This window comes from Allorhodopirellula heiligendammensis, assembly GCF_007860105.1.
GTDB lineage: Bacteria > Planctomycetota > Planctomycetia > Pirellulales > Pirellulaceae > Rhodopirellula > Rhodopirellula heiligendammensis.
Genome location: NZ_SJPU01000002.1, coordinates 706212 through 727540, shown reverse-complemented (window position 1 = coordinate 727540; position 21329 = coordinate 706212). Strand labels below are relative to the sequence as shown.

Here is a 21329-nt window from a genome sequence, read left to right as displayed (position 1 = left end):
ATGGTTCGCCGCTTACGTGAGTCTAAACCCCGGCATGCGGATCAAGACGTTGTTGGTGTTTATCGACGATTGTACGCAGGAATGGTGTCACCGGCCAAGTTTCATCACCGAACTCGTGCTCGAGGTCTGACCAGTACCAAACCGAATATGCATGTAAGTCTATGTGTCGGTCCAGGATGTGAAGCGTCTCCTGCCATCTTGAGTCAGTCTCAAGTATGCCATCGAGGTCATCGAACGCTTGAATAATCGTTTCCATGAGCGTGAATCGTTCATCATCCGAGAGCCCGCCGTGATGGTACGCAGTAAGGTATTCATCGATCCTACCTGGGTCGGCGACCTCCCATTCCCAGTCCTGCATGTCCGGTTCGTTTGGAACATCAAAGCGAATGGCAAGACTTGCAATCGCTTCCGCGGTCGGGAATCGCCATAGATGCTCAGGTACGCTCATGAGTTTTGTCGGCGAACGAGGAAATTATCGCCGGTTGGTGGGGCGGTCACCCGGTGATAAGGAGCTCGTGGGGGGATTATCGCCGGTTGGACCTTCGGTTCCCTCGGTGACACGGGAAGTGTTATCGCCGGTTCGAGGGAATGTTATCGCCGGTTGGCGTCTGCTGAGTATGGGGGGGCTGGATTCTTGGGTCAAGCAAAATCCTGTACCAATTTCGGGCGTAAGACTTGACCTGTTTTGCAGACATGCGAAGGATCAGCTCGGTAATGCTGCGGCGATGCAGTACGGCGGGGAGGACGAATCCAGTCCTCGCAACGCCTTTAGATCGCATCATCAACGGTCGTGGAGGAGGGCGGTGGTCTTCGCTGGGCAACAGCGGGGAATTGGGACAGAGTCTGTTCTGTGCGATCGACTCGGCAAGTATTGCTTCGCCGTGTCGGGTGACAGGTGAGGACGACGCCTTGGCACGCCTTAGTCAGTCTGAAATCACGTGGCACGAGCAGCGTGACAAACGGGCGAAGATTTGGTTTGAGAAGCTCTGTCGCTTCCATGATCGCAAGCCGCCGGCGACGTGGCAGTTCACACCAGGCGATGTGATTGAGTGCCTCCGCGACCACCTGCGTCGCAAGACGCCTGCTTGGAAGCGTCTGTCGATCATTCAGTCACTGATCTGTTATCGCCGTATGTCCAGGTCGCTCCGTTTGATGACTTGAAGTTCATTCAAACGAAACTCGAAGACCTCACTCGGGCTGAGAGGATCAAAGAGGCGAGAATGAACGACGCGGGTGAGGCCATGGACGAGATCGAAGACGTCATCGGTTTTATCGATCCAAGTGAGCCGGACGTGATTCAGAACCTGCGTCGTGCGATACGGGGGCGTCAGGACACGCCCGAGGCTGAACGAGTGTACGTGTCGAATGTGAAGGCGTTCATGCGTGAACGGGGGCTGCGACGTCATCACATGCATAAGGATACATTCCCCGCAAACTTGCGTGAGGCGGTCAAGAAGGCGGGGATCCACAAGCACATCAACTCGCATGTTTTTCGTCACATTTTGCTACACATCTGCGGCATGAGGGAAAAACTGTTATCCGAGACAAACTGAATCGAACCTCGTTCACCGGAACCTCTTGATGGAAATCATCCAGCACTTCCCATCTGCTTTGAGTGCGCGGATGACGGGCTTGCTCGGCCCAGTTGATTCTGGAGGCGGCGATGCGTTTTCTTCAACACTCCGCCGGATCGGGGGTGCAAACTGCCGGCGTTGTGTTGGATACGGCCCTCCGGACAGTTGGCCACCTAAGGAAATGCTGAGGTTCGCTTTTCGAGATACTGAGGATAGAAGCGTTCGCAGATGTAGCCTCTATCACCGGCGGACCTGACACAGCCGTCATAAAGTGCCGCCGCGATCACCATCGGATCCTCGTCGCACTCTGCCCTGACCCGACCAGCAGCTCCGATAAGTGTCACCCACCCTGTAATCTCGCTGGTTTCCTGATTGAACTCAATCACAATCTTGGTGCTATCCTGATCGAGCATCATCTCAATGGGAGGGAACTGATCGGCGCTGTGGCGGCGCGTGTCGGCCTCGATGTCGTTGCCTATATATGCCAAAACGAGATCCAAGGTTTCCTGTGTCATTGGTGGCGACCGCTCTGGATCCGACACTACCTCTCGCCGAGAATCCAGCCTCCGCACAACCAGCACGCATCCCAGCAAGGCGATGGTACACACCACCTCAACAATACCATTGAGAGTCCGCTTCGACATCTGATCTCTTCCCCAAGGCGATCATTGCCCTCAGACCCCACTGCCTGAGTTACGCCCTCAGCATAAGGTATCGTTGGCACCGGCGCGTGCGAGCAGCCAAACAGGCCAGATTTCGGGGTATCGTCCTACTCGCCAACGCCAACAGGTGACCGGAGCGATCGAGGTATGGTAAGCGGTTCACAGGAGCTAAAGCGAGCGTTCGCCTCCCCGTGACGATCCGCCTGAACGTTGAAGACCTCCAGTCCTGGCTGGGTCGAATCCAGTGCTTCGCTTTTCTATTCGCTCGCCATCGTTTCGATGGTTTCGCGCACCTTGGCGGCGCAATGTCGAAACGCCGCTGCCTCTTCCTCCGAGAGCGGTGGGTGCAGAATGCGGGTGACGCCGCTGCGGCCGATGACCGTCGGCAGAGACAGGCAGACGTCATCCACGCCGAGAAAACCATCGACGAGCACACTGACCGGCATGGTGTGACGCAAGTCGTACACGATGGAATCCACGATCGACATTGTCGCCAGCGCGATCCCGTAGTTGGTGTACCCTTTCCGATTATAGACCTCGTAGCCCACGTTCACGGTTTCACGAAAAAGCCGGCGACTGGTTTCGCTCGGGAAAAACTTTTCCCCCCCGGTCATCGCCACTGAGTGTGCCGCAAACTGATCATCGCCATGTTCACCCAAGATGTATGCACGAATATCATCGGAGTGGATCTCCAGCTCGTGTGAGAGTGACGCTCGGTACCGAATGCTGTCGAGCAGGGTGCCCGTGCCAATGACCCGCTCGGGCGGGAATCCGGTGATTTGGATCGCCGCGTACGTCATGACATCGACGGGATTGCTGACCATGATTAAAACCGCGTTGGGACTGGATTCCGCCAGGGCGGGCAGCCAATGTTCGAGCAGGGGTTTATTTCCTGCCGCGAGGTCGGAGCGTTTCCAGTCCGCGCGCGTGGGTGACACCGATGCGGTGAACACGATGACATCGCTGCCAGCGGCATCCTCGATCGTACCAGCCTGAATCGTCATATTGCTATTGCGAAGCGCACTGGCGTGGGTGAGGTCCATCGCGTCGCCTTCGGCTTTCTCGATCGAGCGATTGAGCAACCAGAGTTCGCTGACGATCGGTTCCATCGTTGCCGCAAACGCGATCGCTGAACCCACACGCCCCATTCCCACGATTGTTAACTTCATCTTTCATTTCCCAAAAATTAGAACCAGCCGTACCAGCCAACTCGAGCCAGCATGGTTTTTCGTTTTTTCACACCCCGGGATGACGGGCTGCTAGGATAGCGATCTTGGCAAAGATATCTGCTACCACGATTCCCCGAGATAAAAGAACGATGAAAACAGTGCTCTATTGTACCCTACGCAAAGTGACCTTCTTCGGACTGACTGCCGGACTGTGCGCCGTTGCTGGGCCTGCGCGGCTGAATGCTCAGCAGAACGCCGCAATTGAGATTCGATCGGAGGCTACCGCGTCGAGTTCGACCAGCAGCTCGCACGGAACGACAGGAACAACGGGGACCGCCGCAGGCTTTCGGATTGAATCGAGCGCCGACGGCGAGACCGGCGCCGTTTGGCGGTTCAGCCAGGGCGATCGGGTGCTGGCTACCTATCACGCTGATCTCGATGGTACTCCAGGTTTTTACCCACTTCTGTCGCCCGCTGGCCTGCCACTGACGCGTAATTTTCCGATGCAACCGTATGGTGCCGCAGAGCAAAACGCTTCGGTCGCGAGCCGATTCGAGAAGCATGATCATCCTCATCACCGGTCGATGTGGTTTGACCACGGTGACGTCAATGGGGTCGACTTTTGGGCAACTCCCACCGACGGCGAGTTTGGCCAGATTGTACAGCGAACGGCCAGCAGCAACGCCTCACAATCGTCGGTCGTGATCGATGGTGTCGCAAAAAATTCGGGGCATTGCGACCTCAGCACCAGCAATGATTGGATAGCTCCCGATGGTAAGCGATTGCTAAGTGACGAGCGTCAGTTTCGATTTCATGAGCATCTCGGTGACACGATCATGGATGTCACAATCAAGCTCATCGCCAGTGACGGTGATGTGACGTTTGGCGACACTAAGGAGGGATCGCTTGGAGTGCGGATGGCGGGCACCGTCAAGGTGGATGCGAAACTTGGCGGTGAGATCCACAATGCCGAAGGCCTGAAAGACAACGACACCTGGGGAAAGATCTCCAACTGGGTTGACTACAGCGGCCCAATTGCACCGCCGGAACTGCCCGAGGGCGATGCGAAAGTCACGGCTAAAGACGCCTCTACTTGGGCACGGGCTGGCATCACGATGATGTACCATCCGGGCAATAAGCTACCGGATTGCTACTGGCATGTGCGCAGCTATGGTTTATTCGCTGCGAACCCCTTCGGCAGACACCACTTTGGCGCCCCTGCCTATGACGGCGTGAAGATTGAAGAGGGACAGACGCTGACATTGCACTTCCGCTTGGTGCTACACAATGGCATGTTTGATGCAGAGAAAACGCGGCAGCATTACGATGCCTATGCAGCAGAAAACGTCGAGTGATGAACACGAGCACCGCTAAGGTGCTAAGGTGGCTCACAGAGCGTCCTGTAGCGGAATTCGCCTACGCTACAGGACGCGTCGATAGGCTAGAGATCGAACGGCTTTCGCTACGCTCGAAGGCTGGAATACCGTGGATTGCGAGAGTGCGCCTGGGGGACTGTGGTGAGGACGCAACTGCATCCACCGCACCGGATGCCACGCACGAATGGCGCTCTAGCGAGCATCTTGCTCGATCGTTTGATCCTCAGCTGAAAATGGCCGGAAGTACCACCGCTTGATTGCCGACAACATTCTCCCGATATCATCCGCAGCAAGCAGCGCACAAGGAATCAGGAACAGCGTCACGACGGTGGCAAACATCACTCCAAAGGCGAGCGATGCCGCCATCGGTATGAGAAATTGAGCCTGCAAAGATTTATCCGTTAGCAGCGGCACCAGGCCCACAAAGGTCGTAACAGACGTCAACATGATCGGGCGGAATCGTCTGGCACCAGCCTGGAGGGCTGCTTCACGGAGGGTCGCCCCCTCGGCACGACGCTGATTGACATAGTCAACCATGACGAGCGTGTCATTGACGGCAACTCCCGCCAGCGCCAGCATCCCGAAAACGGATAGATACGACGGGGTGATATCCATCGCGATATGTCCCAGCAGCGCTCCGATAATGGCGAACGGCACTGCCAGCAATACGAAGAATGGCTGCCCCAATGATTTCAAGGCAATGGCGAGCAGTCCATACAGGACAAAGGCCAACAGACAGGAACTGAGAATCGTCTTTCGCTGCGTATCTTCAGCTTCGGCCACATAACCGATGTATTGGAAGCTGAGATTGTTTTCCTGGCACAACTCTTCAATCTTCGGAGAGAGCTCATTGGCGATCGCTAGCAGGTCGACGGTTTCGTCGATGGGTTGAGCGCCACAGCGCAGGATCTCGGCCCCATTCTTCCGCTCTACTGATGAAGGTGCCTTGGTGAAGGCAATATCTGCAACCGTCGATAGTGGAACGTCTGCCCCCCGCGGCGTGCGCACTCGCATCCGCTCCAGGGTATGAAGTGTTTCCCGCTGCTCGAGAGGCAGTCGAACCATGACCCGAATACTATCAATTCCTCGCTGCAAGCGCTGAGCCTCTTCACCAAAGAAGGACTGGCGGACCTGCTGAGCGAGCACTTGCTGCGTCAGTTCGATTTCGGCAGCTAGCGGTTTGAGCCGCAATTCCAATTCGTCCTGGCCATAATTAATGTTTGCCCACGCCGAGTTAAACTCTTTGTAATCTTCAAGCAGTGCCTTGATTTTCCGGGCGACGCTGGCTTTTTCTGGTGACATCGGACCGCGTAGTTCGATGTTCAAGTTCGCATTGTCGGTATTTCGATCTCGGCTGATGCTCGATTCGGAACGAATGCGGAACTCGGTGGCCTCGGGAATCGGCCCAATCAACTCGTTCCATCTCGCAGAGAGGTCGCTGTTGCGTGGCCCCGTGGAACTACGAAGCGACGGGGCTAAGACCTCGAAAGTTATCGCGCCTCGCGACTTATCGAAGTCGCGGTGGATCCGGCTAGCACCAACGAGCTTGGAAATATTACGAACGAGTGACTCGCCCGTCCCAGGATCAATGAATTCTTGCTGAAGTTGCTGCAAGGCCGCTTCGATCCGATCCATATAAAGAGCGGTTGTCTCCAGCGAGGTGTCGTCCGGCATATCGAGTTCGGCGCTAATCCTCTGCTGCTCGACAGACGGATAAGCAATGAACTCCATGCGACCGCTCAAGCAATAACCAACCATCAGCAGCATCGCGGACGCAAAGATTGCCAATACGGACGCACGATGATGCACTGAGAACTGCAGGCAGGGTTGATAAAACCGCTCAATGAAATACTCCAGACCATTGGCAATCCAAGTCTGGATTCTGGTGATCGGATTGTTATGAGGAACCGGTCGTAAATGTTTGAGGTGGGCCGGAAGGATGAATTTCGATTCCACCAGTGAGAAGAGCAGGACGGGAGCCACAATCGGCGGCACCTGAGATGCAAAATCACCCCAACTACCTTCAAAGAACATCAGCGGAATGAACGCCACCATGGTCGTCAACGCACCGAAAGTGACCGGGATCGCGACCTCCTGGGTACCCTCCACTGCGGCTTCGAGAGGAGACATCCCGTCCTTCATTTTCAGGTAGACATTCTCGCCGGTCACGATTGCATCGTCGACGACAATCCCAACGACAATAATAAAACCGAACAAGCTCATGACATTGGCGGTGACGCCAAACCACGGCATCAGCATCACGCCGCCAGCGAAACCCACCGGGATGCCCGCAACGATCCAGAATGCCAAGCCAGGCCGGAGGAAGAGGCCGAGTAACAACATGACCAGCAAACTGCCTTGCAACATCGATTCGATGAGCGTTGTCAGTCGACCTCGAATTTCTACCGATTCGTCGTCCCAGATGAACAACTCGATTCCCTCGGGGAACCGACTCCGCTCATTACGGACGTATTCATGCACCTTGTCCGAAATCTCGATGGCATTTTCATTTCCGGTGCGCATTACCTCGACGAATAAGGCGGGCTTACCGTTGAATTCAACGATCTTCTCGCCTTCTTCAAATCCGTCGGTAATGGTCGCGACTTCACCCAAGCTTACATAGGAACCATTGGCGGCGAGAATGGGCACATCCTTGAATTCCTGCTCGGAATATGCTTGGCCGCGTGTTCGAATAATGAAGGTACCACTGGCGCTATTAATCGAGCCCGCTGGCAAATCGATCGAGTATTGCTGGATCGCACTGGTCAGATCCTGCAAACTCAACCCAAACGCTAAAAGCTTGGTCGTATCCACCTCCACGCTGATTTCGTATTCACGATCACCTTGGACCTGCGCGCGGCTGACCCCGGGAAGTGCAATCACATCTTCCTGGACCTTGCGTGCAACTTCGCGTAATTCGTGAGGACTCAAATGTCCCGTGACGGCGATACTCAACACCTCCCACCAATTCGACGAATCGGGGATGGAAATCTGAGGTCGTTCGGTTTCGTCGGGAAAGGTGGTGATGGTATCGATGCGAGCGGAGACATCATCCATCAACGTGCGGAGGTCTGCCCCTGGTTCGGCTTCTACCGAAATACGACCGCTACCCTGGCGCCCCTCCGAGATGATATCGCGGATGCCCTCGACCCCTTCGAGCGACTCTTCGATGGGAATGAGAATGGCTTGCTCGACATCTTTGGCGGTTCCACCGCGGTACGTCATTTCAATACGGACCGACGCCATGGTCCGCTCAGGGGATACCTCCAGCGGAATCTTATAGAACGCCGTATAAACGCCCGCGATCAAAATCGCGAGCATCAGGAAGTTCGCAGCGATCCCATTTGTTGTAAACCAGCGAATCATAGGTAGTCGTTAATTAGTGGCATTCTTGTCGGACTCAGGAGAATTGGAATCCGCAATCGAGATTGCCGCATCTGTATTTGCCGGCGGAATGATTTCGATCCTTGCTCCACTGGGAGTGAATGGCATGGGTGTCGTTGCCAACCACATTCCTTGGGGGATCGCTGATGACGAAACGATCACTTTATCCGCGTCCGACCACAGCGTCTTCACTTGGAGGGGCAACAGCGTTTGATCTGTTCGGTCAACCAACACGATTTGATCTAATTCACGCACGGCCGCCCGTGGCAACGCGATGACATCGCGAAGCACCTTGCCCTGGATCGAGGCGATGACGGGTTGGCCGATTCGCAGCGGCGGCTTGCCCGATTTTTGGCCAAAGGGATCGTCGATTCGTGCGATCGCGAAAAGATCGCGAGAATTTGCATCGAGTACCCCCTCCGTCCGCACGATCGTCGCGTCCCAGACGAGATCGCTGGATTGCAAAATCCCATCTTGAAGACGCACTTCGAGGGGAGGATCGTCTGCAAATTCGGGCAGATTTAGAAACTCTCGCTGATCGCCGGAGACCGGCAATCGAACTTCGGCATAGTCGATCGCGAACACTTCACCCAACGGAGAATTCGCCCCTGCCATCTGCCCCCGGCCGATTAGTTTCGACACTACCCGGCCATCGAAGGGCGCCACGAATTTTGTCCTGCGCAGATTCAGCTTTGCTTGCTCGACATTGGTTTCGGCCAAAGCAACATTGGACTCCGCCTGCTCTCGACTTGCCGACGCGGTTTCGACTTCCCCCTGAGGAACAGCATTGGACTCCACCAGCCGCAGCTTACGCTCCTCCACGATGATCGCGAGTTTAAGTTCGGACTTGGCCACCGCCAGCTCGGACTCGGCGATCGCGAGCGCGGTGAGATAGTCACTCTGATCAATTTCGACAAGCACCTCTCCCGCTTTGAAGTACGCACCGACCTCAAACGAAGCACTCGTCTTCGTGACTGTGCCTGAGACTTCCGATGTCAGCATGATCCGGTTATGAGCTTGCACGACAGCGTGCGTCGTCACCACCACTGGATAATCAACGACGTTGATCTCCTCGATGCGAGAACGAAGCAATACCTTCTTGGGCTCCGGCAGGGGAGCACGCTCAATTTCACTCGCTAGACGTTGGAACCCAAACCATCCTGCGGCCAGAATAATGCATGGGATGGCTAATCGCAGCACGACACCGACGAAACTGGAAGATTGAGTTGATGACGCTGCCATGTACTGGAACCGCGTGGAGTAAGCATTGGTGGTGGATCAAATCAAGGAAGATGCATCCCGAAATGGATCAATGAACACTTCGCATAACCCATTGGTGTCAAACCATGGCATTCTGCTCTGCAATTCTTTACGTCATCCCGTGACGGCTGCCCATAGTAAGGGGTGGGTAACGGCAGGTCAGGTGTCAGGCTCGACCGGCTATGCCGATCAGGGTGACTTTGAGGCCGTCATCTATGAGCACGAGTTAACTTATTCAGGGGGCGTGCGATTGATTGTACCAAATGTGCATCATCCACCGAAGGTAGGACGGGAGAGGACTTTTCCTATTTTCCGAGAAGTATGATGCGGTGTAAACTGAGACGAATTGCGATCATCGCGGCCCGCCAAGCACGGCTAGGGCTGTCATGGGCGTTTGCCTGGATCGCAATGTTCGGTTTGGGATGCACGAGTCCGCGAGATTGGGTCGACAACGGATTCAAGGTGGGTCCCAATTATCGCAAACCGTGCGCTCCCATTGCACGAGACTGGATCGATGCCGATGATCGGCGGTTGATCGGGGGTCCGGTGGACGCCACGGCCTGGTGGGCGGCCTCGTTCAATGATCCGGTTCTCAATCAACTGATCACCGAAGCGTACTCACAGAACCTGACCGTCCGGCAAGCCGGAGCGAGAATCACGCAAGCGCGCGCACTTCGGCAGATTGTCGTCGGTAATTTTTTCCCGCAACAGCAATCCGTTTCAGCCGACTACTCGCACAACCTTCGGACAGGCTCCGGCGGCGATCGACACTTCAGCGCTTGGCGGGGGTCGTTCGGCCTGGCTTGGGAGATCGACTTCTGGGGACGCTACCGCCGCGCGATTGAGTCGGCAGACGCGGATTTGGATGCATCCATTTACGAATTCGGGGACGTGGTGGTTACGCTGGTGGCCGACGTCGCGGCAACTTATATCGATATCCGCACTCTCCAGACACGCTTGAAATTGATCAAGCTCAATGTTGACAACCAACGCAAGACGTATGAACTGACGGAAATTCGTTTTCGCAATGGCGAATCGAGTGAAGTCGATGTGCAACAGGCGAAATCGAGCTTAGTCCAAACCGAGGCGCTCGTCCCGCAAGTCGAAACTTCACTTCGACAATCACAAAACCTGCTGTGCATTCTGCTGGGTATGCCCCCCGAAGATATTCTGGAGATACTGGGGCCGGGGAAGATTCCAGACGTCAAACCTGAGATCGAGATTGGGATCCCAGCCTCCACGCTACTGCAACGACCCGACGTACGCCGCGCAGAACGGTTGCTCGCCTCGCAAAGTGCATTAATCGGTGTGGCCGAATCCGAGCTGTATCCACACATCGCCTTGGTGGGAACAGTCGGCAGAAGTTCGGACCAGTTTGATGGCCTGTTCCGCGGTGGTTCCGGTTTCGGATCGGTGGGTCCCAGTTTCGACTGGAATGTCCTGAATTACGGACGATTAGTTGGGAATATTGAACTTCAGGAGGCCCGCTTCCAAGAGCTGTTGGCAGCCTATCGACAAACCGCACTCAACGCCAATCTGGAGGCCGAGAATGCCATCGTGGAGTTCCTAAAGAACCAAGAACGGCTGCGACTGCAACTCGAAGCTGCCGAAGCCGCCGACAAAACGAACGAGTTGATCACCCTGCAATTCTTGGAGGGCGAGGAAATCGACTTCAACCGTGTGTTCAGCGTCCAAAATACGAAGACGCAGCAAGAAGTATCTGCCGCCGCAGCCAAAGGTGATGTCGCCCAAAGCGTGGTGGCGATCTACCGGTCCCTCGGCGGTGGTTGGCCGTCACCGTTCCTCACGCAGCCCATCATGACCGTAGGGGAGCAAGACACCGCTGGTATCGGCGAAGCTGAATCAGATGATGCGATGGGTGATGAAGCCCCCGATGGCAGTGCTGAGGATGCTGCTGATGAGGCTGATACTGCAGAAGAAATTGAAACCCCACCCGCAGAGAGAGAGTCCCCCATTGAAGAAGTGCTCGAAAACCCGGTCGACGAATCAACTGACGACTGACGCCGTGCGGGCAACCGACTGTTATCGAGACTGTCTGGATTTATCGTGGGCAACTCGAGCATGATGAATTTGGACGGCCTGCTGGTCGCATCCGCAACGAGCGATGCCGTCACAGAACAAAACCTGACGGCGGCTAACTTGATGCTATAGCGTCTTCTCACACGACGCTGGCATGCCCCTCAGCACATCGACGGGCAATCCGATGGCAGGTCGATGTTTGCCACCGACGAGAGCATGGGTGCAGAGGTCGCCAGATTCCATGCATCCACGGCCGTTCGATACTTTGAGAATCCCGTAACGGGAATAGCGAAAGTCATTAGCAGTTCCTTAAAGAGAACTGGCATCGTGTTGTGAAATTTGAGTTCAAGTATCTCGGCATCAGTTGCCCGGATGCGATCTTGGTTTGCAGCATCGGATGTCGAGGCGACGTTCCAGCCATCAGCGGCGCTGGCCTGCAATTGGCTGTCGATGGTCAATCGCATATTTTCACCTCCGAGAGTGGAGGTTCGCGCGAAGCGGCGATAGTGCACCTGAACGGTGGGCTGCAGGCGACGCTCGCTGACCCGCGTGGCAAACCAACTGCCACACCATGCCGTCGGATCTGAAGGGTCGGACAAGCGAGCGACCACTTCACCGTCGTTGGTCGCGGTACGGTTTTTGTTGACGACATCCGTTTTCTTGCGTTTGGTTTCGACCCACAAAGTCGGTTCGGCACCATAGCGGCGAATTCGATGCTTTGCCTTGCCAATCTCGCCAGTGCGGTGAAACAGATCCAACTCAGGGGTATCGAGATACAACGTAGTGACGTCGTAGCTGTCGCCGAAGGTGTCGCTGCAGTGAGCGTCAACACCAAGGCGTTCACGAGCCCATTGCCGAACTTGCTGAGACAGGTCAGCATCCAGCAAGTATTTCAATTCAATGCGTTGGTCGTGGACTTGAATCTCAGTCATCGCGTCGGTTTCCTTCCATACGTTTCCGGGCAGAGTCAGCCAAGGGCAAGCTCCTCTCAAACCAAATTGTCAGCGGGGTGATGCAGTGTGCTCACCACGCGTCTGCACAATTGGTTGCGGTGATACTTGGAACCCGCCACAAAAATTCTCAAAAAACCAGTCACCTCCAGTCGCAGCCCTGAGCCGTCACAGGAATGAAGAAAACGAAGTGCCCCAGGTGGTTTGATCACTGCCCGAGAGCACCGCCATTGGCAGTCGTCGGCAGGTTCACACGGACGTCGCTTGGACAACTCGCCGATCACCCAACGAATGACGCCTGTTGCACCGAGGCCTCAGGCGTCGTGGACGTCTCAGGCGTCGTGGGCGCCCCAGCCTTGTAGGCGAAACTAAGAACGATCCCATGCTGGATTCGATGGCAATGGGATACGCACGGCTCGGCGCGACTCAGTGGTTGGAGATCTCTTGTTGGATCTGCTGAGCGGAGGCCGGCAGCGTCTTGATCTTAGGTCGGCGCTGTTTCCGTACTCTCGCGGGTACCATCCCTCGCATCGCCTCGAGTTTCCCAAAGCACAGCAGGCGATCGTTCGGTTCGAGAGTTCGCTTGAGCCTCGGATTGGGGATCACCGTCGTGCCACGATAGAGCGTTAGCACGTTAATGTCCTGCTCGGCCAGCCCGGACTCATCGATCGTCTTACCGACAAACTCTGAGCCGTCACGAATGTGGATCTCAGTGACACCGTATCCACTGCTGACCGTTAATCGCTGACGCACGTCGACCTCAGGGAAGTCAACTTGAGCGATCATGTAGTCAATCACTGCCCCAGCGATATCGAGGTTGCTGCAAGTTTCGATACCTTCGAGGCCTGGTGAAGAATTCACCTCCATGACCTGCGGGCCATCTTTGCCTTCGAGCATATCCACTCCCGCGACACGCAGCCCCATGATTTGAGCAGCGCGAACAGCGGTCTCCGCATAGGCGGGTTCGAGCTCGACCGACTCGGTTTGGCCACCGCGATGGACATTGCTGCGAAACTCCGTCCCGACGGCCACGCGTCGCATCGCTGCTACGATGCGATCGCCGACAACAAACGCACGGATATCGCGTCCCTTGCTCTCGGAAACGAAACGCTGCACCAAGACGTTCTGCCGGGTGCTCTGGAGCGTTTCGATGATTGCCTCGGCCACCTTGACCGACTCTGCCAAAATGACGCCTACACCCTGGGTGCCTTCAAGCAGTTTAATGATCACAGGTGCGCCACCGACGCGTTCGATGGCTGGCAAGATATCTTTGCGGTCACGAACGAAGGTGGTTTGCGGAATTCCAATTTGGTGTCGACTGAGGATCTGTAAGCTGCGCAGTTTGTCACGCGAATTACTGATCCCGGCCGACGAGCAGGCGCTGAACGTATCCATCTGCTCAAATTGACGTACCACCGCGGTACCGAAGTAGGTGATCGACGCGCCAATCCGCGGTAGGATCGCATCGTATTCGCTCAGATGTTTGCTGCGGTAGTACAGATCCGGTTCACCCTGCTCTAAATCGATGGCGAATTTCAGCGTATTGAGGACCTTGGCGGTCGCTCCACGATGCCGTGCGGCTTCTAGCAAGCGCCGGGTTGAATAGCATTTCGGGCTGCAGGAAAGAATAGCTAACTTCATGGAGAAACTTTTTTTGAGCAGAGATGGGTTCGCGTCCTATCTTACAGAATATCTCCAGGGCGATAGGCGGCAGATTCCGGATTCTTTTCAACGAGCAACGCGATTCGTGCGTTTACTTTGTTGATTTGTGCGACCGCGTTGCCAATGAACTCCACCGGTGCGCCTATCGCAGCCTGCAACTGTTCACCGGTCAATGGGAGACGATCATCTGCAGCGAGACGCTGCAGCAAATCATTATCGTCACGACCGGTTTCTCGCATTGCCAAGGCAGCTGCCACAGCGTGTTCCTTGATCGCCTCGTGAGCGCTCTCGCGACCAACGCCAGCCTTCACTGCGGCGACCAAAATTTTCGTGGTTGCCAAGAACGGAAGGTAGCGGCGGAGTTCACGATCGATCACTGCCGGGTAAACGCCATAGTCGCTCAGCACAGTCAAAAACGTTTCCATTTGCCCATCAATTGCCAAGAACGCATCGGGAACAGCCACTCGCCGCACGACACTGCAACTGACGTCACCCTCGTTCCACTGATCGCCGATCAAACCGCCGACCATCGACAGGTAACCTCGCAGCAGAACACAGAATCCATCAATGCGTTCGGCCGATCGAGCATTCATCTTATGAGGCATGGCTGACGAGCCAACTTGCCCGGGCCGAAAGCCTTCCGTCGCCAGCTCGGCGCCTGCCATCAATCGAAGCGTGCGAGCAAAATTCGCCGGTGCCGAGGAGACCTGCGTCAGGGCAGAGACGACATCGAAATCGAGTGAGCGCGCGTAGACTTGACCGACGCTGTCGAGCACGGACGTGAACCCCAGCCGCTCTGCGATGCGCCCATCGAGCTGGTCGAGTTTGTTGGCGTCGTTCTGGAATAGATCGAGCATATCCTGCTGGGTGCCCACCGGTCCCTTGATACCCCGCAGTGGATAGCGGGCAATCAATTCCTCGACGCGCTGGTAAGCCGTCAGCATCTCCTCCGCAGTGTTCGCAAATCGCTTGCCCACTGTCGTCACCTGAGCAGGGACGTTGTGACTGCGTCCCGCGATGGCCAGCTCGGCGAACTGCGACGCCCGATCAGCCAACATGGCCAGTGAAGTGACAATGCGGTCGCGAACGAGCAGCAGTGCCAAGCGTATTTGAAGCTGCTCGACATTCTCTGTCAGATCGCGGCTCGTCATCCCCTTGTGAATGTGCTCGTGGCCGGCCAAGTCGTTGAACTCCTCGATCCGCGCTTTGACGTCATGGCGGGTGACGCGTTCGCGATCATCAATCGACTGCAAATTGACCTGCTCGATCACATTGCGGTACGCCTCAATAACACCGTCGGGAATTGGCACACCGAGGTCGGACTGCGCTTCCATCACTGCAATCCACAGCCGCCGCTCTTGGATAACTTTGGATTCAGGCGACCAAATTGCTACCATCGCATCGCTGGCGTAGCGGGATGCAAGAACGTTGGGGAGGGAATCGGGCACGGGAAACTCGGAGTAGAAGGTCGATAAAAGACGCGATGGACGTGATTACGAAGCTCGCCGGAGCATGGATTTCGACGTTGAACGGGATTTCCCAGCCTCTGGCGACGGTAGTTTCCAGCAGATGATCCACCACTGAAACACACCTGGGGCGTGATCATAGTCGGTTGGAAGCGTTGTCCAAGGGTAGCTCTTCGCCAACATCCCGCATTGCAGACGCTTGGCAGAACCGTGAAACTAGTCTCCGTTCTGACTGGGGACACACTGGCATGAAATTCAATTGATATGGAGAGACTGACATGGGCCTGGCCGACCAAATGATTCCTGAATTGGATGCCGAGATGGCAAGAACTCGCAATCTGCTGGAAAAAGTTCCGGCTGACAAAATGGACTGGTGCGCCGCCGAGGGTCTGCACACGATTGCTTGGAATGCCAACCACCTCGTCGATATCATCGGGTGGACTCCCAAAATCATCGAGCAGTCCTATTTTGACATAGCACCACCGGACGGGCCTGCAGAGCAAGTCTCCAGTGAATCCAATCCGAGCGTGCTCCTGAAACAGTTTGACAACAATCTGAAAGCTGCCCGCGAATCACTGGTGAACTGCTCCGATGACATCATGGCGGAAATGTGGTCGCTGAAATCAGGTGGCCAGGCCCTATTCACGATTCCCAAAAGCGAGTGCTTACGTACTTGGGTACTCAATCACGCAGTTCATCATCGGGGCATTTTGTCGGTATACTTGCGAATGTGCGGCGTCGAACTCACACCGGTTTACGACGGTTGAAATCACAGCCAGATCGACTGGTCGCAGCGACACTCGCCAACGCATGAATAACCATTGCGTTTCACTCTTCCCGGCCGCGCTGCTGTGCTGGCAGGGAAGCCATCGGTTCGGTTCGGGACGACCCTGACGGGATTTCTGATCCGATGTTGCGCTGGCATTGAGAGGGATATTGGATATAGTGAGGACTATCCCACCTCGCGTTCACGCGGATGCAATTCATCCGCCCTATCTGCGCACGCCTCTCACGTCCGAGTCCCACGCATGTTGCCGACTGATTCGCGGTACTTGGTACTCATCGCCTTGTCGCTGGTGCTATTAGGCGTCAGCGTGGCTGCTGAGCCCGCCAATAGCGTTCCCACCGAGATTCTCCCAGCCGACGGTAGCAAAGTCGATTTCTCTCGAGATATTCGCCCGCTGCTATCTGATCACTGTTTCGCCTGTCACGGGCCGGACGAAAACAAGCGGGAATCCGGAGTGCGGCTCGATACCGCAGAGGGGGCCCAGTCGGTGATTGACTTGGACGACTGGGAGACGAGCGTTCTCCTGGAGCGGATCAACAGCGACGATCCCGACATGCTGATGCCGCCGCCGGACTATCACAAGCCGCTCAGCGACGATGCCAGGTCGTTGCTATCGAACTGGGTTCAACAGGGTGCTGAGTTTCAGGCCCACTGGTCGTTCACCCCCCCCACCCTTCGTGATTTGCCAGCCAGCTCCGGCGACACGAGCGACGACCCCATTGATTGCTGGATCAACGCTGCCCTGGAAAAGAAGTCTCTCCGCGCGAACGGCCCCGCGGATCGCGTGACCCTCGCTCGCCGAGTCGCGTTTGACCTGACTGGTCTGCCACCCACCTGGTCACAAGTGCAACGTTTCATCCACGACACCGATCCTGATGCGTATGAGAAATACGTTGATGGACTGCTGAGCTCGTCGCACTATGGCGAGCACATGGCCCGCTATTGGCTCGATCTGGTGCGGTATGGTGACACCCACGGTTTGCACTTGGACAACTATCGAGAGATGTGGCCCTATCGGGACTGGGTAATCTCTGCGTTCAATGAAAATAAGCCCATGGATGTTTTCATCACCGAGCAGCTTGCCGGTGATTTGCTCCCCGAGGCTACTCTTGCTCAGCAGATTGCCTCTGGATTCAATCGACTCAATGTCACCACCAACGAGGGCGGTTCGATCTACGAGGAGGTATTTGCTCGCAATGTGATCGATCGGACAGACGCGTTCGGCACCGTATTCCTGGGACTGACGACGGGGTGTGCGGTCTGCCACGACCACAAATTCGATCCGATTTCGCAGCGAGAGTTCTTCTCCCTGTCAGCATTTTTCAACTCACTCGACGGCCGCGCCCTCGACGGGAACACGAAAGATCATGCCCCAGTCGTGCGCGTGGCCAGCGAGGAACAGCAGCAGCGACTCGATGAAATTGCCACCGAAATCGCCGCAATCGACCTGCAACAGGATGGCTTGCTGCCGGACGTCGATGCTGCCCAGAAAGCGTGGGAGTCGGCACTGGCGGGAAGCTCGAATGCGAAATCAGCGGTGCTTAGGCCACGCACGGCTCAATCCAAATCGAAAACAGAAACGAGCATCATCGACGATACGATCGTCCATGTCGCTGGCAAGGTTGCCGCCAAGGAGACCATTGAGATTGAGTGCGAGCTTCCGCCCGGCCAGTGGCGGATGCTGCAACTGGGAGCCCTCACAGACGATCAGAACACCCGTGTGGGGGCGTCGTCCAATGGCAATGCAGTACTCAGCGAGATCGTACTGCAGACGCGCCCAGACGATCAATCGGAGTGGCAAGCGGTGAAGATTGCGTCCGCATTGGCGAGTCGCCAACAAACCGATGGTGATGGTTTTTCTGTAGAGATGGCCGTCGACGGTGCAATTGACGCTGATCGTGGTTGGGCGGTGGCCGGTCATCAAAGTGAGGGGCCGCGAACGGCTTGGTTTGAACTGCAATCGCAGGTGGATTCAACGCCAGAGACTCCAACGCAACTTCGCATTGAACTTCATTATCAATCGAAGTACGCAGGCCATATGTTTCGTGACGTGCAGTTGACCGTCTACGACGACGTCGAAACCCGTTTAGGGGAAGCATTTGCTGCCGGAGAGGTTGAGTTGGCGGAACCGCTCAAAGCCGCCTTGGCGGCAATTGCGAAGAGGGAGCCCCCCGCTGACAATGCCGATGCCCAATCCGCTTCCGAGGCCGTGCGAGAGTTCTACCGACGCAAGTATTGCCGTTCGCCGCAGTGGTTAGCAATTCAAGACCTGCGCAGCGGCTTGATCAAGATGCAGAGCGACCTGCAGAACAGCCTTCCAACAACGCTCGTCTGGAAAGAAACCACCGAGCCACGTGAGGCGCGAGTGCTGATACGTGGCCAATACGACGCTCCGGGTGATGCAGTCGACCGTGGCACGCCCGCCTTTTTGCCACCGCTTCGGAGCGACGATGATACCGACCGGTTGGCATTGGCCGAGTGGCTGACGGCGGACGATCACCCGCTGACGGCCCGTGTCGCCGTGAATCGGTTTTGGCAACAGCTGTTCGGCACCGGCTTGGTTAAGACGAGCGAGGATTTTGGCAGTCAGGGCACCCCACCATCCCACCCCGAGCTGCTCGATATGCTGGCGATCGAATTTCGTGAGAGTGGTTGGGACGTCAAAGCGATGATGAAACGATTGGTCATGACGGACGCCTACCAACGTGATGCCAAATCGACCGCGGAGATGCAGGCGATCGATCCCAACAATCGTCTGCTCGCCCGAGGCCCGCGCTTTCGTCTCGACGCCGAGATGCTGCGAGACCAGATGCTCTCCGTGTCCGGCCTGCTCGTCGACCAACAAGGTGGTCCGAGCGTGAAACCTCCTCAGCCTGCTGGGTTGTGGGCAGCAGTGGGATACACCGATTCCAACACGGCGACGTTCGTGGCCGACGAAGGCGACAAAATCTATCGCCGCAGCGTTTACACATTTTGGAAACGTACCAGCGCCCCCGCTGTGATGACGACGTTCGATGCCCCCAGTCGTGAGTCATGTACGGCCCGCCGAGAACGGACCAACACGCCCCTGCAAGCTTTGTTGATGCTCAACGAGCCCCAAACGATGGCTGCCTCGCGGCGGTTAGCCGACCAGATGATAGAAACGGATACCACGAATCCCAAACTGTCGCTGACTGATCTCTTCGAAAAGATAACGCTGCGGTCGCCGACCGCAGGTGAACTCGATTCCCTCGCCAGCCTGTTGACGGATTTGACGGATCTCTATGGCGAGAGCCCCGATCAAGCGACGAAGTTGGTCGGGTCCGCCGACGCGAGCTTGGCCGCTTGGACCGTGCTCGCCAGTACCCTGCTCAACCTAGACGAGGTAGTTTGCAAATGAACCGCTCATCCCATCGACATGCAGCCGATCTGATTCACGCGTCGGAGGCCCAAACTCGACTGTCGCAATTGACTCGTCGCTCCCTGTTTTCAAAGTCCTGTGCAGGTTTGGGGATGGCGGCGCTGGCGTCACTCGAAGGCACTCCGGGCGCGATCGCAGCGGAACTGACGTCAAGCGTGGCGTCCGCCACAAAGATGGGTGCGGCCCCATCTGCGCCAAATGAAGGCCTGCCTGGCCTGCCACATCACGCCCCCGCCGCCAAGCGGGCGATTTACCTGTTCATGTCGGGTGCCCCCAGCCAAATGGACATGTGGGATCATAAGCCCGCGATGGCGGACTGGTTCGACAAAGATTTACCCGAGTCGATTCGGCAGGGTCAACGTCTGACCACGATGACGAGTGGCCAGTCACGTTTTCCGATCGCACCGAGTATCTACCAGTTTTCTCCCTATGGCGAAAACGGCACCATGGCGAGCGAGTTAATCCCGCACATGGCTGGCAAAGTCGACGAGATCTCGTTGGTCAAGTCGATGTATACCGAGGCGATCAATCACGACCCTGCGATCACCTACATCTGCACGGGAAATCAATTGCCGGGCAAGGCGTCGCTCGGTGCATGGCTCAGCTACGGTCTCGGTACCGAAAACGCCGACCTACCCGCCTTTGTCGTGATGACTGCGTCGTGGACCGGTCGTAAACAGGCCCAGGCGCTCTACAACCGGTTATGGGGAAGTGGTTATTTGCCGAGCCGATACCAAGGCGTGGCATTGCGCAGCAGCGGCGACCCCGTGCTCTACCTGTCTAACCCCGACGGCATTGACTCCCGCGTCCGCCGCCGCATGCTCGATACGCTCGCCGAACTCAACGGAGAAACGCTTCGCCGGATCGGCGACCCTGAAACGGATGCTCGGATCGCACAGTACGAGATGGCGTTTCGGATGCAAACCAGCGTCCCGGATCTCGCCGATTTAAGCGACGAGCCCCAGCACGTACTCGATCTGTATGGTCCCGATGTTCTAAAGCCGGGCACCTATGCGAACTGTTGCTTGATGGCCCGCCGACTGGCTGAACGCGGCGTGCGTTTCACACAGATCTTTCATCGTGGCTGGGATCAGCATGGAACTCTGCCGAAAGACCTGCCCAATCAGTGTCGGGATACCGATCAGCCATCGGCCGGCTTGCTCACCGATTTAAAACAGCGTGGGCTACTCGATGACACGCTCGTCGTCTGGGGCGGCGAATTCGGGCGGACGATCTACTGCCAGGGTGAACTGACGAAAACTAATTATGGCCGCGACCATCATCCCAAGTGCTTCTCGGTTTGGCTGGCAGGTGCGGGAGTGCGCGGCGGCGTCGTGCACGGGGAAACCGATGAATTCAGCTATAATATTGTCCGTGACGGCGTCCACATCCGCGATCTCAATGCCACGATTCTCGAACGCCTGGGCATCGACCACGAACGCCTGACCTATCCGTTCCAAGGCCTCGATCAAAAACTCACCGGTGTCGAGCAGGCTCGCGTGGTGCGAGAACTGTTGGCTTAGCACATCATCGCCGCCGGAAACTTGCGTCGGCGGTGGCGTACCACGAGCGTCACCTACCACTCGTCAAGACCGCGTT

The 21329-nt window shown here is 56.4% G+C and carries 15 protein-coding genes; 7 read left to right on the top strand and 8 right to left on the bottom strand.

Going from position 1 to position 21329, the window contains the following annotated elements; translation table 11 throughout:
- Window positions 1–22: 22 nt before the first annotated feature.
- The gene (locus Poly21_RS13095; protein ID WP_146407456.1) at window positions 23–448 is read right to left on the bottom strand and encodes a hypothetical protein; all 426 of its coding nucleotides are present in this window, start codon (window positions 446–448) and stop codon (window positions 23–25) included.
- A gap of 245 nt (window positions 449–693) precedes the next feature.
- Between Poly21_RS13095 and Poly21_RS13090 the strand changes: the two genes are divergently transcribed.
- Together Poly21_RS13090 and Poly21_RS13085 are read left to right on the top strand one after the other, a co-directional pair.
- Window positions 694–1161, top strand: a complete 468-nt coding sequence (locus Poly21_RS13090; protein ID WP_146407455.1) for a hypothetical protein — start codon at window positions 694–696, stop codon at window positions 1159–1161.
- Complete coding sequence (locus tag Poly21_RS13085) at window positions 1158–1553, top strand: LXG domain-containing protein (protein ID WP_146407454.1); 396 nt, start codon at window positions 1158–1160, stop codon at window positions 1551–1553. Before Poly21_RS13090 ends, Poly21_RS13085 begins: the two co-directional genes overlap by 4 nt.
- 194 nt (window positions 1554–1747) lie before the next feature.
- On the opposite strand, the gene Poly21_RS13080 is transcribed toward Poly21_RS13085, so the two are convergent.
- Both Poly21_RS13080 and Poly21_RS13075 read right to left on the bottom strand, forming a co-directional pair.
- Window positions 1748–2218: a hypothetical protein gene (locus Poly21_RS13080; protein ID WP_146407453.1), complete on the bottom strand. Its 471-nt coding sequence runs from the start codon at window positions 2216–2218 to the stop codon at window positions 1748–1750.
- A 275-nt stretch (window positions 2219–2493) separates the two neighbouring features.
- Window positions 2494–3405, bottom strand: coding sequence for a lactate/malate dehydrogenase family protein (locus tag Poly21_RS13075; protein ID WP_146407452.1), 912 nt, complete (start codon window positions 3403–3405; stop codon window positions 2494–2496).
- Between the two features lie 149 nt (window positions 3406–3554).
- On the opposite strand from Poly21_RS13075, the gene Poly21_RS13070 reads away from it, so the two are divergent.
- Window positions 3555–4760 carry a DUF6807 domain-containing protein gene (locus tag Poly21_RS13070; RefSeq protein WP_146407451.1) on the top strand — a complete coding sequence of 402 codons (1206 nt, stop codon included), beginning with the start codon at window positions 3555–3557 and terminating at the stop codon, window positions 4758–4760.
- Window positions 4761–4973: 213 nt separating this feature from the next.
- On the opposite strand, the gene Poly21_RS13065 is transcribed toward Poly21_RS13070, so the two are convergent.
- Entirely contained in the window at window positions 4974–8147 is a 3174-nt protein-coding gene (locus Poly21_RS13065; RefSeq protein WP_146407450.1) for an efflux RND transporter permease subunit, read from the bottom strand.
- Between the two features lie 9 nt (window positions 8148–8156).
- Entirely contained in the window at window positions 8157–9407 is a 1251-nt protein-coding gene (locus Poly21_RS13060; protein WP_146407449.1) for an efflux RND transporter periplasmic adaptor subunit, read from the bottom strand.
- 339 nt (window positions 9408–9746) lie between these two features.
- On the opposite strand from Poly21_RS13060, the gene Poly21_RS13055 reads away from it, so the two are divergent.
- Complete coding sequence (locus Poly21_RS13055) at window positions 9747–11447, top strand: efflux transporter outer membrane subunit (protein ID WP_146407448.1); 1701 nt, start codon at window positions 9747–9749, stop codon at window positions 11445–11447.
- A gap of 179 nt (window positions 11448–11626) precedes the next feature.
- On the opposite strand, the gene Poly21_RS13050 is transcribed toward Poly21_RS13055, so the two are convergent.
- The 3 genes from Poly21_RS13050 to purB all read right to left on the bottom strand — a co-directional run bounded on the left by Poly21_RS13050 (window position 11627) and on the right by purB (window position 15525).
- The gene (locus tag Poly21_RS13050; RefSeq protein WP_146407447.1) at window positions 11627–12397 is read right to left on the bottom strand and encodes a polyphosphate polymerase domain-containing protein; all 771 of its coding nucleotides are present in this window, start codon (window positions 12395–12397) and stop codon (window positions 11627–11629) included.
- Window positions 12398–12841: 444 nt separating this feature from the next.
- Window positions 12842–14056 (bottom strand): RimK family alpha-L-glutamate ligase, encoded by a 1215-nt coding sequence (locus Poly21_RS13045; protein WP_146407446.1) that lies wholly within the window; start codon window positions 14054–14056, stop codon window positions 12842–12844.
- A 41-nt stretch (window positions 14057–14097) separates the two neighbouring features.
- Entirely contained in the window at window positions 14098–15525 is a 1428-nt protein-coding gene (gene purB, locus Poly21_RS13040) for an adenylosuccinate lyase (RefSeq protein WP_146407445.1), read from the bottom strand.
- A gap of 296 nt (window positions 15526–15821) precedes the next feature.
- On the opposite strand from purB, the gene Poly21_RS13035 reads away from it, so the two are divergent.
- The 3 genes from Poly21_RS13035 (at window position 15822) to Poly21_RS13025 (ending at window position 21253) form a co-directional block, all read left to right on the top strand.
- Window positions 15822–16310, top strand: coding sequence for a DinB family protein (locus Poly21_RS13035; RefSeq protein ID WP_146407444.1), 489 nt, complete (start codon window positions 15822–15824; stop codon window positions 16308–16310).
- 261 nt (window positions 16311–16571) lie between these two features.
- Window positions 16572–19709, top strand: coding sequence for a PSD1 and planctomycete cytochrome C domain-containing protein (locus Poly21_RS13030; RefSeq protein WP_146407443.1), 3138 nt, complete (start codon window positions 16572–16574; stop codon window positions 19707–19709).
- The gene (locus tag Poly21_RS13025; protein WP_146407442.1) at window positions 19706–21253 is read left to right on the top strand and encodes a DUF1501 domain-containing protein; all 1548 of its coding nucleotides are present in this window, start codon (window positions 19706–19708) and stop codon (window positions 21251–21253) included. Before Poly21_RS13030 ends, Poly21_RS13025 begins: the two co-directional genes overlap by 4 nt.
- The last annotated feature ends 76 nt before the right edge of the window (window positions 21254–21329 follow it).